General features: G+C 75.2%; 15 protein-coding genes. 7 read left to right on the plus strand and 8 right to left on the minus strand.

Annotated elements, in window-relative coordinates:
* Positions 1 to 7: 7 nt before the first annotated feature.
* The 3 genes from ACUJ8O_RS10250 to dut are packed head-to-tail and all read right to left on the minus strand — an operon-like array spanning position 8 to position 1,577.
* Positions 8 to 325 carry an OB-fold nucleic acid binding domain-containing protein gene (locus tag ACUJ8O_RS10250; protein WP_036314126.1) on the minus strand — a complete coding sequence of 106 codons (318 nt, stop codon included), beginning with the start codon at positions 323 to 325 and terminating at the stop codon, positions 8 to 10.
* Positions 322 to 1,098, minus strand: coding sequence for a DUF3710 domain-containing protein (locus tag ACUJ8O_RS10255; protein ID WP_036314124.1), 777 nt, complete (start codon positions 1,096 to 1,098; stop codon positions 322 to 324). The genes ACUJ8O_RS10250 and ACUJ8O_RS10255 overlap by 4 nt, the downstream gene beginning before the upstream one ends.
* Entirely contained in the window at positions 1,095 to 1,577 is a 483-nt protein-coding gene (gene dut / locus ACUJ8O_RS10260) for a dUTP diphosphatase (protein WP_010078549.1), read from the minus strand. The genes ACUJ8O_RS10255 and dut overlap by 4 nt, the downstream gene beginning before the upstream one ends.
* A 117-nt stretch (positions 1,578 to 1,694) precedes the next feature.
* Here dut and ACUJ8O_RS10265 point away from each other — a divergent pair, with 117 nt between their 5' ends.
* Positions 1,695 to 2,237: a DUF3093 domain-containing protein gene (locus ACUJ8O_RS10265; RefSeq protein ID WP_010078548.1), complete on the plus strand. Its 543-nt coding sequence runs from the start codon at positions 1,695 to 1,697 to the stop codon at positions 2,235 to 2,237.
* A 19-nt stretch (positions 2,238 to 2,256) separates the two neighbouring features.
* Here the strand turns inward: ACUJ8O_RS10265 and ACUJ8O_RS10270 are convergent, their stop codons facing one another.
* Positions 2,257 to 2,556: a DUF4193 domain-containing protein gene (locus tag ACUJ8O_RS10270; RefSeq protein WP_012750908.1), complete on the minus strand. Its 300-nt coding sequence runs from the start codon at positions 2,554 to 2,556 to the stop codon at positions 2,257 to 2,259.
* Between the two features lie 291 nt (positions 2,557 to 2,847).
* Here ACUJ8O_RS10270 and sepH point away from each other — a divergent pair, with 291 nt between their 5' ends.
* Positions 2,848 to 4,278 carry a septation protein SepH gene (gene sepH, locus ACUJ8O_RS10275; protein ID WP_036314122.1) on the plus strand — a complete coding sequence of 477 codons (1,431 nt, stop codon included), beginning with the start codon at positions 2,848 to 2,850 and terminating at the stop codon, positions 4,276 to 4,278.
* Positions 4,279 to 4,302: 24 nt separating this feature from the next.
* Here the strand turns inward: sepH and ACUJ8O_RS10280 are convergent, their stop codons facing one another.
* Genes ACUJ8O_RS10280 through ACUJ8O_RS10290 form a run of 3 tightly spaced genes read right to left on the minus strand, consistent with a single transcriptional unit; the run spans position 4,303 to position 8,936 of the window.
* Positions 4,303 to 5,484, minus strand: a complete 1,182-nt coding sequence (locus tag ACUJ8O_RS10280; RefSeq protein ID WP_036314120.1) for an alkaline phosphatase family protein — start codon at positions 5,482 to 5,484, stop codon at positions 4,303 to 4,305.
* Positions 5,481 to 6,149 (minus strand): DUF5998 family protein, encoded by a 669-nt coding sequence (locus tag ACUJ8O_RS10285; protein WP_152743530.1) that lies wholly within the window; start codon positions 6,147 to 6,149, stop codon positions 5,481 to 5,483. The genes ACUJ8O_RS10280 and ACUJ8O_RS10285 overlap by 4 nt, the downstream gene beginning before the upstream one ends.
* A gap of 57 nt (positions 6,150 to 6,206) precedes the next feature.
* Entirely contained in the window at positions 6,207 to 8,936 is a 2,730-nt protein-coding gene (locus ACUJ8O_RS10290; protein WP_152743529.1) for a bifunctional acetate--CoA ligase family protein/GNAT family N-acetyltransferase, read from the minus strand.
* 48 nt (positions 8,937 to 8,984) lie between these two features.
* Here ACUJ8O_RS10290 and ACUJ8O_RS10295 point away from each other — a divergent pair, with 48 nt between their 5' ends.
* The 4 genes from ACUJ8O_RS10295 (at position 8,985) to ACUJ8O_RS10310 (ending at position 16,789) form a co-directional block, all read left to right on the plus strand.
* Positions 8,985 to 11,591: a DNA gyrase/topoisomerase IV subunit A gene (locus ACUJ8O_RS10295; protein ID WP_445373357.1), complete on the plus strand. Its 2,607-nt coding sequence runs from the start codon at positions 8,985 to 8,987 to the stop codon at positions 11,589 to 11,591.
* A 141-nt stretch (positions 11,592 to 11,732) separates the two neighbouring features.
* The gene (locus ACUJ8O_RS10300) at positions 11,733 to 12,764 is read left to right on the plus strand and encodes a 3-oxoacyl-ACP synthase III (protein WP_044659529.1); all 1,032 of its coding nucleotides are present in this window, start codon (positions 11,733 to 11,735) and stop codon (positions 12,762 to 12,764) included.
* An 18-nt stretch (positions 12,765 to 12,782) separates the two neighbouring features.
* A complete protein-coding gene (locus ACUJ8O_RS10305) occupies positions 12,783 to 15,719 on the plus strand; it encodes an alpha/beta fold hydrolase (protein ID WP_445373358.1) in 2,937 nt (978 codons plus the stop codon).
* Entirely contained in the window at positions 15,716 to 16,789 is a 1,074-nt protein-coding gene (locus ACUJ8O_RS10310) for an NAD-dependent epimerase/dehydratase family protein (protein WP_445373359.1), read from the plus strand. Before ACUJ8O_RS10305 ends, ACUJ8O_RS10310 begins: the two co-directional genes overlap by 4 nt.
* Before the next feature lie 124 nt (positions 16,790 to 16,913).
* Here the strand turns inward: ACUJ8O_RS10310 and ACUJ8O_RS10315 are convergent, their stop codons facing one another.
* On the minus strand, positions 16,914 to 19,019 hold the full coding sequence (locus ACUJ8O_RS10315; RefSeq protein WP_060973527.1) for a DNA gyrase/topoisomerase IV subunit B: 2,106 nt from the start codon (positions 19,017 to 19,019) through the stop codon (positions 16,914 to 16,916).
* A gap of 252 nt (positions 19,020 to 19,271) precedes the next feature.
* On the opposite strand from ACUJ8O_RS10315, the gene ACUJ8O_RS10320 reads away from it, so the two are divergent.
* Positions 19,272 to 19,481 (plus strand): DUF7455 domain-containing protein, encoded by a 210-nt coding sequence (locus tag ACUJ8O_RS10320; protein ID WP_002858172.1) that lies wholly within the window; start codon positions 19,272 to 19,274, stop codon positions 19,479 to 19,481.
* Positions 19,482 to 19,513: the final 32 nt, after the last annotated feature.

Here is a 19,513-nt window from a genome sequence, read left to right on the forward strand (position 1 = left end):
GCCGTGCTCAGAGCGTGGCGCCGGGCGCGTCGACCAGGTCGAACTCGGGGTTGTGCAGGGTGGGCACGCCGTCCATCTGGGTGACGCGGCCGCGGACCGTCAGCCACTCCCCCGGCATGACGCCGGGCACGCGGCGCCGCCCGTGCCAGACCAGCTGCAGCGTCTCGGCGGGCGCCATGCTCCCGGGTGCGGGCAGGCGGTCGGCCAGGGCCGCGCGGAAGACGGTCGCCTCGTCCGCACCGGGCAGCGTGACGGAGGCGATGACGCCGCGGCGCTCGATGCGGCCGGCGGGCCCGACCGGGCGGGGGGCGACGGCGGGACTCACCGGATCTCCGTGATCTCCGGACCGCGCTCGGGCAGCCCGGTGGCCTCCGGTGCCGCGCCGTCCCCCGGGCCGGCGGCGGTGTCCGCGAGCACGTCCCGGCCCTCGTCCGGGGCCGGGCGACGACGCTGCAGCGGGCGCGCGTTGGGCGGCGGACGCAGGGGCAGCAGCTCGCGCGGCGGGAGCGGCTCGTCGCCCCGCACCACGACCAGGTCGGAGAACACCTGTTCCAGCGGCTCGGCGGCCTCCGGCTGGAAGGCGGCCTCGCCGTGGAACACGCCGCGGACGAACCAGCGCGGTCCGTCCACGCCCACGAACCGGGCGACGTTCCACCCCGGCGAGCCGTCCGGCAGCGCCGCCGGCACGCGCGTGAGGATCTCGACGCCGAAACGGCCGGTCTGCTCCTGCACGGTCGCGTGGGCCGTGGTCGACAGGGAGTCGTGCAGCTCGGCGCGCAGGTCGTCCCACAGACCCGTGCGACGGGGGGCGCTGAACGCCTGGACCTGCAGGGCCGAGCGTCCGAGGCTGATGGTGGCGGCGACGATCCGCTTCGTCGCGTCCTCGACGTCGAGGCGCAGCTTCATGCCCTGGACGGCCCTCAGGCGCAGCGACCCCAGGTCGATCATGCCGGCGGGATCCGGGCGGGTGGCGACGTCGTGCGGACCGACGTCGGCGGTTGCCGGCGCGGCGGCGATCTCGAGGTCGCGCTCCTCCAGCAGCTCGTCCGGCAGGCTGACCTGCTCGTGGCGCACGGTGCGGTTGCGTCCGAAGATCACGACGTCCTCCCAGGGGTGGTGTCGGCGGTGAAGCCGCCGGTCGAGCCGAAGCCGCCGGCCCCGCGCTCGGAGTCGGGCAGCACGTCCACGGGCTCGAAGCGGGCGCGCACGACCGGCTGCAGCACGAGCTGGGCGATCCGGTCGCCGCGGCGCAGCACGATCGGCTCGGTCGGGTCCAGGTTGATCAGGGGCACCTTGATCTCGCCGCGGTAGCCGGCGTCGATGGTGCCCGGGGCGTTGACGATGGTCAGGCCGCGACGGACCGCGAGACCCGAGCGGGGGTGCACGAACCCCGCGTGGCCTTCCGGGATGGCCAACGCCACGCCGGTCGGCACCAGGGCGCGCTCGCCCGGGGCCAGGGTCACGTCGACGGCGGTGCGCAGGTCCGCGCCCGCGTCGCCCGGCTGCGCGTAGGCGGGCGGGGCCAGGCCCGGATCGAGGGCGTGCAGGGGCACGGGCAGCTCGGCGGAGTCGGTCACGAGGCCCGACCCTACACGAGCACCCGTCGGCCCGGGGCCGCGTCGAGGCGGTCGGGCGGGCGCCCTCGCCGGTGCCGCGCGGCGGGACCGGAGTCCGGATGTGGGAAGCTGGGACCCATGCGTGATCCCCAGCAGCACCCCGTCGCCGATGCCTCCCGCCGCGCCCCCGAGGGCGCTGCGGCGGGACCCGATCCGGTCCTGTTCGAGGAGCGGTTGACGCCCTCCCCGGGGGTCTGGGCCGTGGCGCTCATGCTGGCGGCGTTGACGATCCTCGTGTTCGCGCCGATCGACCTCGGGCTGGGCATCGCCGCCGCCGTCGTGTTCTTCGCCGTCGAGGCCCTGCTCCTGGTGGCCACCACCCCGCGCATCGTGGTGCGCGAACGCACCCTCCAGGTGGGCCGCGCCAGCATCGAACGGCACCACGTCGGTCAGGTCACGGGGTATCGCGGCGAGGACGCCCGGGCCCAGCGCGGCCCGCTGCTGCACGGGCTGGCCTTCGTGAACCTGCGCGGCTGGATCGCGCCCGTCGTGCGGATCCAGCTGACCGACGAGCGCGACCGCACGCCCTACTGGCTGACCAGCACCCGGCGTCCGGAGGAGCTGGTCGCGGCCCTCGGCGGGGCCATGGCCCGGCAGGAGGGGGCGGCCGAGGACCGCTGACCGCCCCGGCGGCGGGGGCTCAGCCCTCGCAGTCGGTGCAGTAGATCAGGCCGTTCTTCTCACGCGCGGCCTGCGAGCGATGGCGGACCAGGAAGCAGGAGGCGCAGGTGAACTCATCCGACTGGGCGGGCAGCACCCGCACCATCAGCTCTTCACCCGAGAGGTCGGCGCCAGGCAGTTCGAACTCCTCGGCGGCCTCCGCCTCGTCCTCGTCCACGACGGCGGACTGGGTGTCCGTGCGCCGTGCCTTCAGCTCCTCGATGGAGTTCTGGCTCAGCTCTTCCTCGTTCTTGCGAGGGGCGTCGTAGTCAGTGGCCATGGGGTTTCACGCTCCGCTGGTGGGGGACGGCACCGGGACCGGTGCCGGCACTGCGCGGACGGCGTCGTGGACGGGCCACGCATCACCGGCCTGCGCCGTTGCGCGTAGATTGTGCACCATGGCCGAACCCGTGCCAAATGTTGACGGGCGTGCTCGCCCAGGGCGGATTCCCGCGGCCGCTCGTCCCTCGCCCGGGCCGTGGTCTGCGGCCCGGCGGCTAGGATCGGGGCATGCCCGGCCGGGCGTCCGCACGCCCGGTGACCAGAACACGACGTCGGAGGGACCACCGCCATGGCAGAGCTGCGACTGACCGGACCCACCGAGGACGGCGACGCGCTGCGCCTGTCGGGGCCCGAGGGTGAGGAGCACACGCTCGCTCTCTCCCCCTATCTGCGCCGGCTGGTTCTCGAGGGTGGTGCGCCCGAGGCCGTGCGACGGTCCGAGGACGGCCCCGCGGCCTGGCACGACATGACCGAGATGGACGTCGCCGAGGAGGACGCCGAGGGGCCGGTGGACGCGGCGAGGCACGCCGACGAGTCCGCGGAGGAGGGCGAGCGGGCTCCCGACGTGCCCTCCGGCCCGACCCGTCCGGACGAGGACCTCGCGCTCACCCCCCGCATCGACCCGCAGCCCGCGGCCGACGATGAGACCGCAGACGGCCCGACCCCGGCGCCGCTGACCGACCAGGAGTCCATCAAGGCCGCCGCGACCCACGAGGCCGAGCCCCTCACCCCCCGGGAGATCCAGCAGCGCATCCGTGCGGGCGCCTCCGTGGAGCAGGTGGCCCGGGAGAGTGGAAACGCCTTCTCGCGCATCCGCACCTACGGTCACCCCGTCCTGGCCGAGCGCGACTGGATCGCCCGGCAGGCCCGCGCCGTCGAGGTCTGGGTCGGCGGGCCCGACCTCTACTCGGACCTCGTCCAGGACGGCGGCCCCACGACGCTCGGCGAGCTCGCCGCGCACCGGCTCGCCGAGCTGGGCGTGGACGAGGCGAGCCTCGAGTGGGACGCGTGGCGCGAGGACCAGGCCGGCTGGACCGTGGCCGCCCGGTTCGCCGTGGCCGGCGCGAGGGGTCTGCCCACCCGCGAGGAGCCGCCGGCGCTCTGGACGTTCCGCCCGGCCGGACGCCACCTAGAACCCGAGAACGCCTGGGCCCGCGCCCTGTCCGAGGCGGAGGCCTGGGACCTGGTGCCCCGCGCCCCCGCGGCCGAACCGGTGACGGACGACGTGGATGCCGAGGACGCCGTGACCCCCGCGGGTGCGCACTCCCCGGCCGCCGACCGCGACGCCGACCTGCTGGAGATCCTGCGGGTGCGCCGGGGTCAGCGCGTGGGCGCGGACCTGGAGTCGGATGACGCGCTGGCCCACCTGATCGCCCGCGAGCACCAGGACCGGAGTCGGCGCGAGGCCGCCCAGGCGCCCGAGCGGCTCGCCCCGGTCGACGCCGAGGGGGCCCTGACGACCGCCGACGACGCCCCGGTCGTCGACGAGCCGGAACCGGCCGCCGAGATCGACCGCGCCGAGGACACTGCCGCAGACGTCGCGGACGCGGAGGTCGCGGACGCGGGTGTCGAGGACGAGGGGGCGGAGCCCGCGCCCCGCGAGCGTGCCGCGCGCCCTGCCATGCCGACCGTCACGCCGCGCCCCCGGGCCCGCTCGGCCGCTCGCCGCGCGTCCGTGCCCAGCTGGGACGAGATCGTCTTCGGCCGCAAGGGCGACTGACCCCGGCCCGGCCCCGGGGCGGGCTCAGCGGTGCCAGGTGAGCAGCGGGACCTCCCGCTCGGCGCGCGTGGGCGCGCCGTGCTGGCCCACCATCTCGAAGGCGTGCGGGGGCACCCGCCGGCCGTCGTAGAGGGCCAGATCCCCGTGCACGGCGACGAGCAGATCCCCGATGCGGGCACGGACCCGGTCCTCGACGACGGCGCCGAACCAGCCAGCGTCGACGGCCTCGTCCCGCGTGAGCACCCACGCGTGCGCCCCGTAGCGCTCGGCCCAGGCGCGCCGCACCCTCGCGCGCACGTCCGGACCCGCGTCGGACCGGAAGTGCAGCTGCACGAGGCGGGGCTCCCCCGCGGTGTGCGCGACCCCCTCGAGCAGCGCGGCGTCGGCGAGCTCCCCGGCCTCATCCAGGGCGGCGTAGTCCACGCGGCGCGACGGCGGCACGTCGACCATGCCGTGGTCGCCGGTGGCGAGCACCACCGTCCCGGCGGGCACGCGGTCCACCAGGCGCCGCACCGCCGCGTCGATCTCCTCGAGGGCGTGCAGCCACCGGTCCGAGCCCACGCCGTCCCGGTGGCCGGCCCTGTCCAGCTCGTTGACGTAGAAGTAGACGAGCGTGGGCACGCGGGCGTCCTTCAGCGCGCGTTCGGCGGCCTGGGCGCGGGCGATCAGGGTGCGACCGGCCACAAACCGGCCGCCGCGCAGCCCCGCCCGCGTCAGGGCCGAACGCTCGAAGGCGGGCAGCGAGACCGTGACGGCGTCCACGCCGGCCGCGGCGGCACGCTCGAACACGGTGGGCTTCGGCTGCCACCCCACCGGGTCGGTGGCCTCGTCCCAGCCGCCCAGCTGATTGATCACCACGTCCCGGTCCGGGTCGAGCACGTCGTAGCCGGCCACGCCGTGCTCCCCGACGTCCAGCCCGGTGCCCAGGCTCGTGAGGGAGGCGGCCGTCGTGGTGGGCACGGCCACCTCGAGGACGCGGCCGCCGTCGGCCATCGCCGAGCGCAGCGTGGGGGCGTGGCCGCCGAAGCGCTTCAGCAGGGACCGTCCGAGGCCGTCCACCAGGGCGACGACCACGCGGCGGCCCGCCGGGACCGCGAGCGCGTTCTCACAGCCCGGGACGCCGAGGGCGGCCGCGGCGGAGGTCAGGACGGAGCGCAGGGCACGGTCGGCGGGGACCACACCCGCGGGGAGGGCGGGCCCCGTCACGTGGTGGCCGCCAGGTGGGCGCGGCGCAGGGCCCGGGCGAAGGCCAGGGCGCCGTCGACGGCCCCCTGCCCGTCGGCGTCGGCGGCGACGCGGATCACGAGGTCCTCACGGGTGGCGGTGCCGGTGTAGCCGTGGTCGAGGTCGCACTGGGGGTCGGCGCAGCCGGCGGGCTGCAGATCCAGGCGCTGGCCGCCGGCCCACAACAGCCCGAGGGTCATCTCGGCCACGGGGTCGGACGGCCGGAAGCGGGCGGGGTCGGCGTGGCCCGTGGTCAGGACCACGGAGCCGAGGGCGCGGACCGGGACCATCTCGGTGGAGACCTGGGCGAGGACCGCCTGGCCGGCCGGGTCGGCGGCGTGGTCGTCGAGGTGGACGGCCAGCAGGGTGTCCCCGGCGAGCACGAGGGCCGTGATGTGCCGGTGGATCTCCTCGTAGTCGAAGTGCGTGTCCACGTGGACGAGGTGCGCGTCCGGGGTGCGGCCCTCGAGCTCGACGGCGATGGCGTGCGCCACGAGGTCCGGGTAGAAGCCGGCGCGGACGAGCGAGGCGTCGAGGCCGCCACTGCCGTCCAGGGTGCGGGCCTCGCGCTGCCGGCCCTCGGCCTCGGGGGCGCCGGGGCGGTGGTCGGGACGGCCGGGCTCGTGACTCCTGCGGAACGGGCTCATGTCCCCCATGCTACGGGTCCGGTGCCGGGCCGTCCGGGCCCGCTGTGGGCAGCCCGGTCAGCGGCCGCGCAGCGCGCGCCGGGCCGAGTCGGTGCGGCGGGCCGCGTTGGCGACGTGCACCTCGGCCTGCAGCACCGTCACGCCTTCGGGGGCGGCCAGCACGGGCGCGAAGCGCAGGCGGGCGACCTGTGGCAGGTCGTCCTTGAGGACGCTGACGCGGCCCACGAGGTCCTCGAGCGCGGCGAGGTCGACGGGGGGCACCCCGCCGGTGCCGCGCAGCTTCACGGCGGCGCGGGGGGCGCGGACCATGCGGGCCACGTCCCGGTCCGTGAGCGGGGGCACGCGGTGCACCCAGTCCCCCAGCAGGTCCGTGGCGTCGCCGGCGATGCCGAAGGAGACCACGGGGCCCAGCAGCGGGTCCTCGAGCGCCGTGAGCATGCAGGCCTGCCCGGCGGGGGCCATGGCCTGGACCTCGAGCTCGCGCACGCCGAACGGCGCGAGCAGACGGCGCATGTGCTCGACGTTGCGGCGCAGGGAGTCGGCGTCCACCACGTTCAGGCGGACGCCGCCCAGGTCGAGTCGGTGCCGCAGGTGGGGGTCCACGGCCTTGAGTGCCACGGGGAATCCGAGCCGCTCGGCGGCCGCCACGGCCTCGTCGGCGGTCTCGAACCGGGCCGAGGGCAGCACGGTGATCCCGTAGTGGCCCAGCAGCGTCTCGGTCTCCTCGTCGGAGAGCCGGACGAGCTCGGTGCCCTCGGCGCGCGCGGCGGCCGCCTCCACGAGCTCCTCGGCCTCGTGCGGGTGCACGCCGGTCGGCTCGAGCGGCTCGCCGACCTCCTGGCGGCGCCAGTGGACGTAGTCCGCGAGAGCGCCGAGCACGGTCATGGCCTGCTGCGGCGACGGGTAGAAGGGCAGGCCGGGCTGCAGGGAGCCGGGCTCGGCGTCGTCGTCGACGGGCCCGGCGGCGCCGAGCGTGGCGCCGCGGTAGCGCGGGGAGACGACGTCGGTCAGGCAGCCGAGCACGGGGATGCGGGCGTCCCGGGTCGCGTCGGCGAGGGCGTGGGCCAGCCGCTCCGGCTCGTCGTCCGCCTGGTGCAGGCCGAGGCGGGCCAGCACCACGACGGCGTCGGCCTGCTCGTGGCGGACGGCGTCCCGGACGGCGGAGACCAGCGCCTCGGCGGGCGGGGCGATGCCCTGCTCGCTGCCGACGAGGCCGACGGTGGCCGTGACCTCCAGACCGGCCTCGGCCGCGGCGTCGCGGCCCACCCGGTCCAGGGCGAGCGAGTCGGCGACGAGCACGACGCGGTGGCCCGTGGGCAATGGCTGGCTGGCCACGGCCATGAGGATGTCGAGCATGGCCTCGTGCGTGTGGGCCTCGAGCACGCCGGTCTGGTCGAGCATCGAGTCCACGGTGCCCTCGGGGGCCTGGGTGGTGCGGGTCTCGTGACCCGGGGGCAGGAAGCGCCCGGTGACGTCGGAGCGGACCACCACGACGGGCTTGGTGCGGGAGAGCCGCCGGGCGATGCGGGAGAACTTGCGCGGGTTGCCGAACGATTCCAGGTACACGCCGACGGCGGCGGTGTGGGGGTCCGCCTCGAAGAACTGCATGGCGTCGTTGCCCGAGACGTCCGCCCGGTTGCCGGCGCTGATCGAGGTGGAGATCCCCACCCCGCGGCGCTTGACGCCGGCGGAGACCATGGCGCCGACGGCGCCGGACTGGCTGAACAGGCCGACGGGGCCGCGTTGGGCCAGGCCCGGGGACGGGGAGGCGTTGAGGCGGATCGCGGGGTCGGTGCGGACCAGACCGGTGGAGGCCGGGCCGATCACGCGCATGCCGTGGGCGCGGGCGAGGGAGACCAGGCTGCGCTGGGCATCGAGTCCCTCGGCGCCGGCGTCGGCGTAGCCCGAGGTGAGGACGACGAGCCCCTGGGCCCCGGCCGCGGCGGCCTCGGGGATGAGGGCCTCGACCTCGTCGGCGGGCACGGCGACGACGACGAGGTCGACCGGCTCGCCGATGTCGGCCAGGGAGCGGTGGGCGGTGAGGCCCTGGACGTCCTCGGCGGCGCGGTTCACGGCGTGGACGGTGCCCGTGAAGCCCGCCTCGAGGACGTGGCGCAGCACGAGCGAGCCGACGGCCTGCGGATCGCGGGAGGCGCCGACCACGGCCACGGAGGCGGGCTCGACCAGTTCGGCGACGCTGCGGGACTCGGCCCGGTGCTCGCGGGACTCGACGACGGCGCGCCACCGGGCGGTGGGATCGATGGGGAACTCGACGGCCACGACGCCGTCCTCGAACCGGCGGGTCACCTCGAAGCCAGACTCCTGGAACACCGAGAGCATCTTGCGGTTCTCGGGCAGGACCTCGGCGGTGAAGCGGCGGATGCCGTTCTCGCGGGCGGCCGCGGCCAGGTGCTCCATGAGGATGGAGCCCAGTCCGCGGCCCTGCGCGGCGTCGGAGATGTTGAAGGCGACCTCCGCGGCGTCGGAGTCCCCGTACCGGTCGTAGCGGCCCACGCCGAGCAGGCGGCCGCCGCGGGTGATCACGAACGCCACCCGGTCCCGGTGGTCCACGTGGGTGAACCGGTCCAGGTCCTTGGCGCTCAGCTCGGACTTGTACGTGAAGTAGCGCAGGTAGATGGAGTTCTCGGACTGCCCGGCATGCATGCGCTGCAGCTCGGCGGCGTCCTCGGGCGAGATGGGCCGCAGGTGGGCCGTGGCGCCGTCACGGAGCACCACATCGGCCTCCCAATGGGAGGGATATCCGCGGTCGGCTTCAGTCTCACCCATAGGATCACTGTAGACAATCCCCGACGCCGTGAGGACTCCCCGACCACCATGATGGCCCGTTCATCCCGTTCCCGCCCCGCCGAGCAGGACGCCCCGCGCCCGCTGCCGCTGGAGCAGGAGAACATCGTCGACGTCGACGTCTCCGAGGAGATGGAGGCGTCCTTCCTCGAGTACGCCTACTCGGTGATCTACTCGCGCGCCCTGCCGGACGCCCGCGACGGCCTCAAGCCGGTGCAGCGGCGCATCCTCTACATGATGTCCCGCATGGGCCTGCGCCCGGACCGCGGCCACGTGAAGTCCGCCCGTGTGGTGGGCGAGGTGATGGGCAAGCTGCACCCCCACGGCGACGCCGCGATCTACGACGCGATGGTCCGCCTGGCCCAGCCGTTCTCCCTGCGCCTGCCCGTGGTGGACGGGCACGGCAACTTCGGCTCGCTCGACGACGGCCCCGCGGCTCCGCGCTACACGGAGGCCCGCATGGCCCCGGCCGCCCTGGCGCTCACCGCGGACCTCGACGAGGGCACCGTGGACTTCGTCCCCAACTACGACAACCAGCTTCAGCAGCCGGCCGTGCTGCCCGCCGCCTACCCCAACCTGCTCGTCAACGGCACCACCGGCATCGCCGTCGGCATGGCCACGAACATGGCTCCGCACAACCTGCGCGAGGTCGTGGCGGGCGCGCGCCACCTGCTCGCGGACCCCGAGGCGGACCTCGAGGCGATCATGGCCCACATCCCCGGCCCCGACCTGCCCTCGGGCGGCCGGATCGTGGGGCTCGACGGCGTCCGCGACGCCTACGCGACCGGCCGCGGCACGTTCCGCATGCGGGCCGCCGTCGACGTGGAGCAGGTCACCGCTCGCCGCACCGGCCTGATCGTCACCGAGCTTCCGTACGGCGTCGGCCCCGAGAAGGTCATCGAGCGGATCAAGGCCGGCGTCGACGCGAAGAAGCTCAGCGGCATCGCCGACGTCGTGGACCTGACGGACCGCAAGAACGGGCTGCGCCTGCAGATCGAGCTCAAGTCCGGGTTCAACCCCCAGGCCGTGCTGGCCGCCCTGTACCGGCACACCCCGCTCGAGGAGACGTTCGGGATCAACAACGTCGCGCTCGTCGACGGCCAGCCGCAGACCCTGGGCCTGCTGCCCCTGCTGCGGGTCTACGTGGACCACCGTCTGGACGTGGTGCGGCGCCGCACCGGGCACCGCCTCGGCAAGCACCGCGACCGCCTCCACCTCGTCGAGGGCCTGCTGCTGGCGCTCGTGGACATCGACGAGGTCATCGAGATCATCCGTTCCTCGGACGACACCGCGGCCGCGCGCACCCGCCTCATGGGCGTCTTCGACCTCACCCAGGTGCAGGCCGACCACATCCTGGAGCTGCGGCTGCGCCAGCTGACGAAGTTCTCCCGCATCGAGCTGGAGGCCGAGCGCGACGAGCTGCAGGCCGCGATCGCCGAGCTCGAGGCGATCCTGGCCTCCGACGCGCGGCTGCGCGAGGTGGTCTCGGCCGAGCTGCAGGCCGTCGCCGACGAGCACGGCGACGACCGGCGCACGGTCCTGCTCGAGGCCGAGACCGCCGCGGCCCCCGCCGCCGGGCCCGCGCCGTCCGGGCCCACCCCCGCCGGCGCCGCGGAGGCCGGGGTGGACCTGATGGTCCCGGACACGGCGTGCTGGGCCCTGCTCTCCACCTCCGGACGCCTGCTGCGCACCGCGGACCGCACGCCGATCGCCCCGCAGGGCCGGCGCCGCAAACACGACGCCTTCACCTCCGTGGTCCCGACGACGGCCCGCGGCGAGATCGGGGCCCTCACCTCCGCCGGCGCGCTGCACCGCCTCCAGGCGGTCGACCTGCCGGCGGCCGGCGAGCCGTCCGCGGCCCCGGCGATGACCGCGGCCCTCCCCGCCGCGGAGCTGGTGCCCCTGGCCAAGGGCGAGACGCTCGTGGCCCTGGTCCCCCTGGACGCCGTCCTGGCGCTGGGCACCGCCCACGGGGTCGTCAAGCGCGTCCGGCCGGAGTGGCCCCTGAACCGCCAGGTCGTCGACGCCGTCGCCCTGAAGGACGGCGATGCGGTGGTCGGCGCCGCCCCCGCCCCGGACGAGGCCGACCAGCTCGTCTTCCTCACCCGCACCGGCCAGCTGCTGCGCTACGCCGCCTCCGCCGTGCGCCCCCAGGGCCCGGCCGGCGGCGGTGTCGCGGGCATCCGGCTGGCCGCCGGCGACACGGTGCTCGCGTTCGGGGTGGCCCCCGCCGCCTCCCTCACCGAGACCGGTGCGGATGCCGCGGCCCACCCTCGGCCCGCCGTCGTGGTGACCGTGACGGACGGCGAGGCGGACGTGCTCGGCTCCGCCCCGGGCTCCGTCAAGGTCACGCCGCTCGGGGAGTATCCGGCCAAGGGCCGCGGCACCGGCGGCGTGCGCGCCCACCGGCTGCTCAAGGGCGAGAGCGGCCTCGAGCTCGGCTGGATCGGCGCCGCGCCCGCGCTCGCGGCCTCCCGGGCCGGCGTGGCCCGCGCGCTGCCGATCGAGTACGGGCGCCGGGACGGCTCGGGCGTGCCCGTGGACCAGCGCATCGAGGCCGTCGGCGCCGGCGCCTCCCCCGAACTCGTCTCGGTCCCGCCCGCCGAGGACGACGCCGTGGCCGTGTCCGCGGACTGACCCCGGTCCGGGGCGAGCCTGTTCACCTCGGGCCGATCGACGCCCCGGATGGGCGCCCCGCCCGACCCCTCCGATACAGTGGGCTGTCGTCTCACCGCAGGTGAGCGCCCCCCTCCCCCGACCCCCCGCAGATTGGTCCTGGTGACGAACGTGTCCGGCAACGCCAGCTACGAGTACTCCCGCGCCGCCCTCCTGGCGGTCACCGAGGTGGAGGCCCCCGTCGAAGTCACCTCGCGGGACCTCGACGACCAGCTGGCGGAGGTGCTCACCCGCCTGCGCCTGCCCGGCTCCCTCCTGGAGCGGGTGGCCGGTGTGCGCAGCCGACGGAACTGGGACGAGACCGAGGACTTCCAGGAGGCCGCCGCCCGCGCCGGCGTCGCGGCCCTGGAGCAGGCCGGCGTCCCCCGGGAGCGGGTGGGCCTGCTCGTGAACACGTCGGTCACCCGGGCCACGCTCGAGCCCTCCGTGGCCGTGCGGATCCATCACCTCATGGGGCTGCCGACCTCGGCGACCAACTTCGACATCACGAACGCGTGCCTCGGGTTCGTCAACGGCCTCATGCTCGCCTCCACCCTCGTGGACGCCGGCCAGATCGACTACGCGGTCGTGGTCGCCGCCGAGGACGCCTCGAAGGTGCAGGCCGCCACCGTGGCCAACCTGCACGCCGAGACCACGCACCGCGGCAACTTCATGGAGCAGTTCGCGTCCCTGACGCTGGGCTCCGGGGCCGCCGCCGCCGTCGTCGGCCGCATCGAGGACCACCCGGACGCCCATCGGATCGTCCGCGGGATCACCCGCGCCGGCACCGACCACCACGGCCTGTGCGTGGGCGACCACCACGGCATGTACACCGACTCCACCGCCCTGCTCAAGGACGGTCTCGAGCTCGTGATGGACGCGTGGCACGACGTCCCGGCGGAGTGGGCGTGGCCGGAGGCCGACCGGTTCATCACCCACCAGGTCTCGCAGATGCACACCGACGCGATCGCGGAGTCCGCCCACCTGGACCCGGCGCGCATCCCGACGACGTTCCCCACGCTGGGCAACGTCGGCCCGGCGTCGCTGCCCATCACCCTCGTGCGGGAGATGGACGCCCTGGAGGACGGGGACACGGTGGTCTGCCTGGGCGTGGGCTCGGGCCTGAACACCGCGATGCTCGAGATCGAATGGTGAGCTGAAGGAGCCAGAGCCATGCCCCAGATCCCCGCCGCCCCCGCCGCCCTGCCGCCGGCCGACCGACTGCCCGGCTGGGACCCGGCGTGGTCCCGCCTCGTGGAGATCCGCTCCGCCGCGGACCCGGAGGGGACCGTGCGGACGCTGCACGTGGCGGACACCGGTCCCGTGCTCGCCGCGGCCGGGGCGGAGATCGTCGGCACGATCGTGGCGGTGCACGGCAACCCGACGTGGTCCTGGCTGTGGCGGTCCCTGCTCGCGGAGACCGTGCGCCGGGCACGCCGGGGCATGGCCGCGTGGCGCGTCGTGGCGCCGGACCAGCTGGACATGGGCTTCTCCGAGCGCCTCGCGCACGCGGGCTCCCCGTCCGCCGCGTCGATGGGCCGTGCCGGCGACACCTACCGCACGCTGGGCGGCCGCATCGCCGACCTGGACGCCCTGCTGGCGGCTCTCGGGCTGCGCGACCTGGCAGCCACCGGCCACCCTCTGATCACGCTCGGCCACGACTGGGGCGGTGTCGTGTCCCTCGGCTGGGCGGCGCGTCATCCGGAGCTGGTGGCCGGCGTCGCGACCCTGAACACCGCGGTCCACCAGCCCGAGGGGGCGCCGATCCCCGCCCCGCTGCAGGCCGCCCTCGCCGGGCCCGTCCTGCCGGCCTCCACCGTCACCACGGACGCCTTCCTCTCCGTGACGACCTCCCTCGCCACCCCGGCCCTCGACCGCGAGACGCGGGCCGCCTACCACCTGCCCTACGACACGGCGGCCCGACGCGGCGGCGTCGGCGGCTTCGTCGCGGACATCCCGGCCGACCCCGGCCACGGCAGCCATCCCGAACTGCAGCGGGTGGGCGAGGACCTCGCCGCCCTGGGCCGCACCGACGTGCCCGCCCTCATCCTGTGGGGCGCCGACGACCCGGTCTTCCTGGACCGCTACCTCGACGACCTCCGCGACCGCCTGCCCCACGCGCGCGTGCAGCGTTACGAGCGGGCGGGGCACCTGCTCGTGGACGACCGCGACATCACCGCGCCCCTGCTGCAGTGGGCCCAGCTGCTGCGCGGCGGCCAGCTCTCCGACCCCGCCTCGGGGCTGCCGGGCCCCGTCCCGCACGCCACCGCCGACGCGGCCGCCGACCCGGGCCTGGAGGTGGACCTCGGGGAGGAGCCCGGAGCCCGCGAGCCCGGCGTGGTCCGGCTCTGGGACCACCTGCGCGACTGGGGCGCCCCCGGCTCGGACCACCGCGAGTACACCGCGCTGGTGGACATGGCCGGCGCCCAGGCCGGCCGCTCGCTCGTGGGCACCGCCCGCCGCCCCGTGGCCGTCACCTGGGGTGAGCTGCAGGAGATGGTCTCGGCCCTCGCGACCGGGCTGTGGGCCGCGGGCATGCGACCGGGCGACCGGGTCGCCATGCTCGTGCCGCCGGGTCGCGACCTGTCGGCGGCCCTGTACGCCGTGCTGCGCGTGGGCGCCGTCGCCGTGGTGGCGGACCAGGGCCTCGGGGTCAAGGGCATGACCCGGGCGATGAAGTCGGCCCGCCCCCGCTGGATCATCGGCCGCACCCCCGGTCTGACGCTGGCCCGCGCCCAGTCCTGGCCGGGCACCCGGATCTCCGTGACCGAGCCGGGCGCCGCCCAGCGCCGCCTGCTCGACGTCTCCGACTCGCTCTACGCGATGGTGGACCGCCACCGCGACCCGGCCACGGGCGACGCCGTCGACGAGTACGGCACCGTGCTGCCCGAGCCCGCCCTGGACGCGGACGCCGCGGTGCTGTTCACGTCCGGCTCCACGGGCCCGGCCAAGGGCGTCGTGTACACGCACGAGCGGCTGGGCCGCCTCGTGGCGCTGATCTCCCGCACCCTGGGCATCCGCCCGGGCGGCTCCCTGCTGGCCGGCTTCGCCCCGTTCGCGCTGCTCGGACCCGCCCTCGGCGCCGCGTCCGTCTCCCCGGACATGGATGTCACCCAGCCAGCCACCCTCACCGCGCAGAAGCTGGCCGACGCCGCGATCGCCGGGCAGTCGAGCGTGCTGTTCGCCTCCCCCGCCGCCCTGGCGAACGTGGTCGCGACCGCCGACGGCCTCGACGCGCCCCGGCGCGAGGCGCTCGACGCCGTGCGTCTCGTGCTCTCGGCCGGCGCCCCCGTGCACCCGCAGCTGATGCGTCAGGTCTCGGACCTGATGCCGAACGCCCGGGTCCACACGCCGTGGGGCATGACCGAGGGGCTGCTGCTCACGGACATCGACGGCGCCGAGGTGCAGCGCCTGCGCGCCGCCGACGACGAGGGCGTCTGCGTGGGCTCCGCGCTGCCCACGGTGTCCCTGGCCATCGCGCCGCTGCTCGAGGACGGCAGCGCCGAGGACGTCATCCTCGACCCCGCGCGGGGCCACGGCGTCCTCGGCGAGATCGTGGTCAGCGCCCCCCACCTGAAGGACCGCTACGACGCGCTCTGGCACACCGACCAGCAGAGCAAGCGCGACGGGCTGTGGCGGCGGGACGGCCGGGTATGGCACCGCACCGCCGACGTCGGCCACTTCGACGCCGAGGGCCGCGTCTGGCTCGAGGGTCGGCTCCAGCACGTGATCACCACGCCCGAGGGCCCGGTCGGTCCGGGTGGGCCCGAGAAGACCGTCGACGCGCTCGGGCCGGTGCGACGCAGCGCCGTCGTCGGCGTCGGGCCCCGGGGCACGCAGGCCGTGGTCGTCGTCGTGGAGGCGGCCGTGCCGGCCACGCGCCCGGCGCGGCGCCCGGGTCACCACCGGGACGGCCGGCCCAAGCAGGGCCTCGCCCCGACCGCGCTGGCCTCCGCCGTGCGCGCGGCCCTCGAGCCGCTGCCGGTGGCCGCGGTGCTCGTGGCCGATGAGATCCCCACGGACATCCGGCACAACTCCAAGATCGACCGCGCCCGGGTGGCCGACTGGGCGGAGGCCGTGCTCGCCGGCGGGAAGGTGGGTGCGCTGTGAGCGGCTTCGGCTACGACGTCGACCTCGACGCCGCCGGGATGCCCGACCTCGTCGAGCGCCTCGCGTCGCGCCGCGTCCTGGTGACCGGCGCCTCGGGGCTGCTGGGTGCGGGCGTCGCCCGGGTGCTCGCCGATGCCGGCAACGACGTGACCACCCTGCAGCGGCGTCCGTCGGGCGTGCCCGGTGCGCGGGACGTGCGCGGGTCCGTGACCGACCCGGCCGCCGTCGAGGAGGCCCTGACCGGCGCGGACACCGTGGTGCACGTGGCCGCGAAGGTGTCCGTGTCCGGCCCCGAGCACGAGTACGAGGCCGTGAACGTGGAGGGCACGCGCATCCTGTTGCACGCCGCACAGCGCCACGGCGTGCGACGCTTCGTCCACGTCTCCTCCCCCTCCGTGGCGCACGCCGGCGACTCCATCGTCGGCGAGGGCGCCGGAGCCGCCAGCCCCGAGCACGCGCGCGGACCCTACGCGCGCACGAAGGCGGCCGGCGAGCGACTGGCCCTGGCCGCCGACCGCGACGACTTCCGCGTCCTGGTGCTGCGCCCCCACCTGATGTGGGGGCCCGGGGACCTGCAGCTCACCGACCGGATCGTGCAGCGCGCGCGGGCCGGGCGAATGCCCGTGCTCGGCACGGGCGCTCCCCTGGTCGACACGCTGTACACGGCCAACGCCGTCGAGGCCGTGGTGGCGGCTGTGTCCGCGGCCGACGTGCACCACGGCGAGGCCCTCGTGGTCACCAACGGCGAGCCGCGACCGGTCGGCGAGCTGATCCGCCAGATCGCGCTGGCGGGCGGCGCCGCGGAGCCCGAACGCCGCGTCCCGGCGGGCCTGGCCCGGCGCGCCGGCGCCCTGATCGAGCGGGCGTGGGAGCGGGATCTGTTGGGGCTGCGGTCCCGGGGCGTCGGCTCCGACGACGGCGAGCCGCCGCTGACCGAGTTCCTCGCCGAGCAGCTCTCGACCGCCCACTGGTTCGACCAGCGTCGCACCCGTGAGGTCCTCTCGTGGACGCCGACCGTGAGCATCGACGAGGGCCTGCACCGCGTCGCGGCGTACTACCGCGACCGCTGACGCCCGCCGCGGCCGGAACGAGCGCCCGTCCCGAGCTTTCGTTCGGGAAACGGCGCGGGTCACGCCGCTTTCGTTCGGGAAACGGCGGCGGCCGCGCCGCCGTTTCCCGAACGAAAGCGGAGGGTCAGGCGTCGATGCGCGCGCGGTCCAGCTCGTCGGCGTGGGAGACGATGAAGTCCTTGCGCGGGGCCACCGCGGAACCCATGAGCAGGTCGAAGACGCGCTCGGCGGCCTCCACCTCGGCGATGTTCACGCGGCGGAGCATGCGGTGGCGCGGGTCCATGGTGGTCTCGGCCAGCTGGTCCGCGTCCATCTCGCCCAGACCCTTGTAGCGCTGGATCGGCTCGCGATACGAGCGGCCCTCCCGCTCCAGGCGGGCGAGCGTCGCGTGCAGCTCCTGCTCGGAGTACGTGTAGATGACCTCGCGTTCCTTGACGCCCCGGGTCACCGCCTCGATCCGGTGCAGCGGCGGGACGGCCGCGTACACGCGCCCGGCCTCGACCATGGGCCGCATGTAGCGGAAGAAGAGCGTCAGCAGGAGGGTGCGGATGTGGGCACCGTCCACGTCCGCGTCCGTCATCAGCACGACCTTGCCGTAGCGGGCCGCATCCAGGTCGAAGCTGCGCCCCGCACCACCCCCGACGACCTGGATCAGCGCCGCGCACTCGGCATTGGCCAGGATGTCCGAGACGGAGGCCTTCTGCACGTTCAGGATCTTGCCCCGGATCGGCAGCAGGGCCTGGAAGTCGGAGGACCGGGCCAGCTTGGCGGTGCCGAGCGCCGAGTCGCCCTCGACGATGAACAGCTCGGAGGAGGCGACGTCGTTGCTGCGGCAGTCCGCCAGCTTGGCCGGCATCGTCGAGGTCTCCAGGGCGTTCTTGCGCCGCTGGTTCTCCTTGTGGGTGCGCGCGGAGATGCGCGACTTCATCTCCGCGACGACCTTCTCCAGCAGCGTGTGCACCTGCTGCTTCTGGGCGCGGGCCGTGGAGGTGAGGCGGGCGGTCAGCTGCTTCTCCACCACCTGGGAGACGATCCGCCGCACCGCGGAGGTGCCGAGGATCTCCTTGGTCTGCCCCTCGAACTGCGGCTCGGCGAGCCGCACCGTCAGGACGGCGGTCATGCCGGCCAGCACGTCGTCCTTCTCCACCTTGTCCGACCCGGCCTTGAGCCGGCGCGCGTTGGCCTCCACCTGGGCCCGGAACACCTTCAGCAGTGCCGCCTCGAACCCGGACTGATGGGTGCCGCCCTTGGGCGTGGCGATGATGTTCACGAAGGACCGGAACACGGTGTCGTAGCCGACGTCCCAGCGCAGGGCGACGTCCACCTCGCACGTGCGCTGCACATCCTGCATGGAGGTGCGCCCGTCCTCGCCGAGCACGGGGACCCGCTCCTTGAAGGTGCCGGAGCCCTGGATCCGCCACACGTCCGTCACCGGGGTGGCGGGCGTGAGGTGCTCCACGAACTCGGAGATGCCGCCGTCGTACTGGAAGACCTCCTCGACCGGGCCGTCGGCGCCGGGCGTGCCGGGTCGGCGGCGCAGGTCCTTGACTGTGATCCGCAGGCCCGGGATCAGGTAGGCTGTCTGGCGCGCCCGCGCCTGGAGCTCCTCGGCGGAGAACGTCGCGTCCTTCACGAAGATCTGCTCGTCCGCCCAGTAGCGCACGCGCGTGCCGGTCTGCCCGCGCTTGGCCTTCCCGACGACGTCCAGCGGCGAGGCGTCCGTGGACGGCTCGAACGGGGCGTCCGGCGACGGGCGCGACCCGTCCTGGAAGCGGCCCGGCTCGCCGCGCCGGAACGACATCTGGTGGACCTTGCCGCCGCGCAGCACCTGCACGTCCAGGCGCGAGGACAGGGCATTGACCACCGACGCGCCCACGCCGTGCAGGCCACCCGAGGCGGCGTAGGAACCGCCGCCGAACTTGCCGCCGGCGTGGAGCTTGGTGAACACCACCTCGACACCGGACAGGCCGGTGCGCGGCTCCACGTCCACGGGGATGCCGCGCCCGTTGTCCTCGACCTCGACGGAGCCGTCCGGATGCAGGGTGATCTCGATCGACTGCCCGAAGCCGGCCAGAGCCTCGTCCACCGAGTTGTCGATGATCTCCCAGAGGCAGTGCATGAGGCCGCGGGAATCGGTGGAGCCGATGTACATGCCCGGCCGCTTGCGGACGGCCTCGAGCCCCTCCAGCACGGAGAGGTGGCGGGCGTTGTACTCGGTGTTCGCGGGCACGGGGCGGGCCTTTCGGTGGACGACGGCGGCCGGTCCAGCCTACTCCGCGGGCCGGACACGCCAGGGTTCGGGCCGGACGTCCCTGGGCAGCCCGGCCCGGCTGCTTGCGTACGCGGGTGGCGAAACGCGGGTGCGGGGCGGGCGCGCGGGGAAGTTCCCTGCCATCCTTGCTGTTCCATGGGACAAGAGGAGGACCGGCCCGCCCCACCGGCGTCGTCGCCCTCCAGCCCCGAGAGACCCGAGGAGGACACCATGTCCATCACCGCCGTGGCCGAGCCGGCCGCCCTCACCCGTTCCGACCGCTGCGACCGCTGCGGCGCGCAGGCCTACGTCCGCGCCGTGCTGCACTCGGGCGGTGCCCTCCAGTTCTGCGCCCACCACGCCCGCGCCGTCGAGGACGCGCTGCGTCCCCAGGCCGCGCTGTGGCAGGACGAGACGGACCGCCTCACCGCCGGCGCCTGACGCGCCCGGCATGACGAAGGGCCGGACCCCCG

This window comes from Micrococcus sp. EWR3.9.1 (assembly GCF_052615555.1).

Coding starts and splice junctions, on each gene's coding strand:
- ACUJ8O_RS10265 (WP_010078548.1), top strand. CDS start 1,695: ATGCGTGATCCCCAGCAGCACCCCGTCGCCGATGCCTCCCGCCGCGCC.
- ACUJ8O_RS10270 (WP_012750908.1), bottom strand. CDS start 2,556: ATGGCCACTGACTACGACGCCCCTCGCAAGAACGAGGAAGAGCTGAGC.
- sepH (WP_036314122.1), top strand. CDS start 2,848: ATGGCAGAGCTGCGACTGACCGGACCCACCGAGGACGGCGACGCGCTG.
- ACUJ8O_RS10285 (WP_152743530.1), bottom strand. CDS start 6,149: ATGAGCCCGTTCCGCAGGAGTCACGAGCCCGGCCGTCCCGACCACCGC.
- ACUJ8O_RS10290 (WP_152743529.1), bottom strand. CDS start 8,936: ATGGGTGAGACTGAAGCCGACCGCGGATATCCCTCCCATTGGGAGGCC.
- ACUJ8O_RS10295 (WP_445373357.1), top strand. CDS start 8,985: ATGATGGCCCGTTCATCCCGTTCCCGCCCCGCCGAGCAGGACGCCCCG.
- ACUJ8O_RS10305 (WP_445373358.1), top strand. CDS start 12,783: ATGCCCCAGATCCCCGCCGCCCCCGCCGCCCTGCCGCCGGCCGACCGA.
- ACUJ8O_RS10320 (WP_002858172.1), top strand. CDS start 19,272: ATGTCCATCACCGCCGTGGCCGAGCCGGCCGCCCTCACCCGTTCCGAC.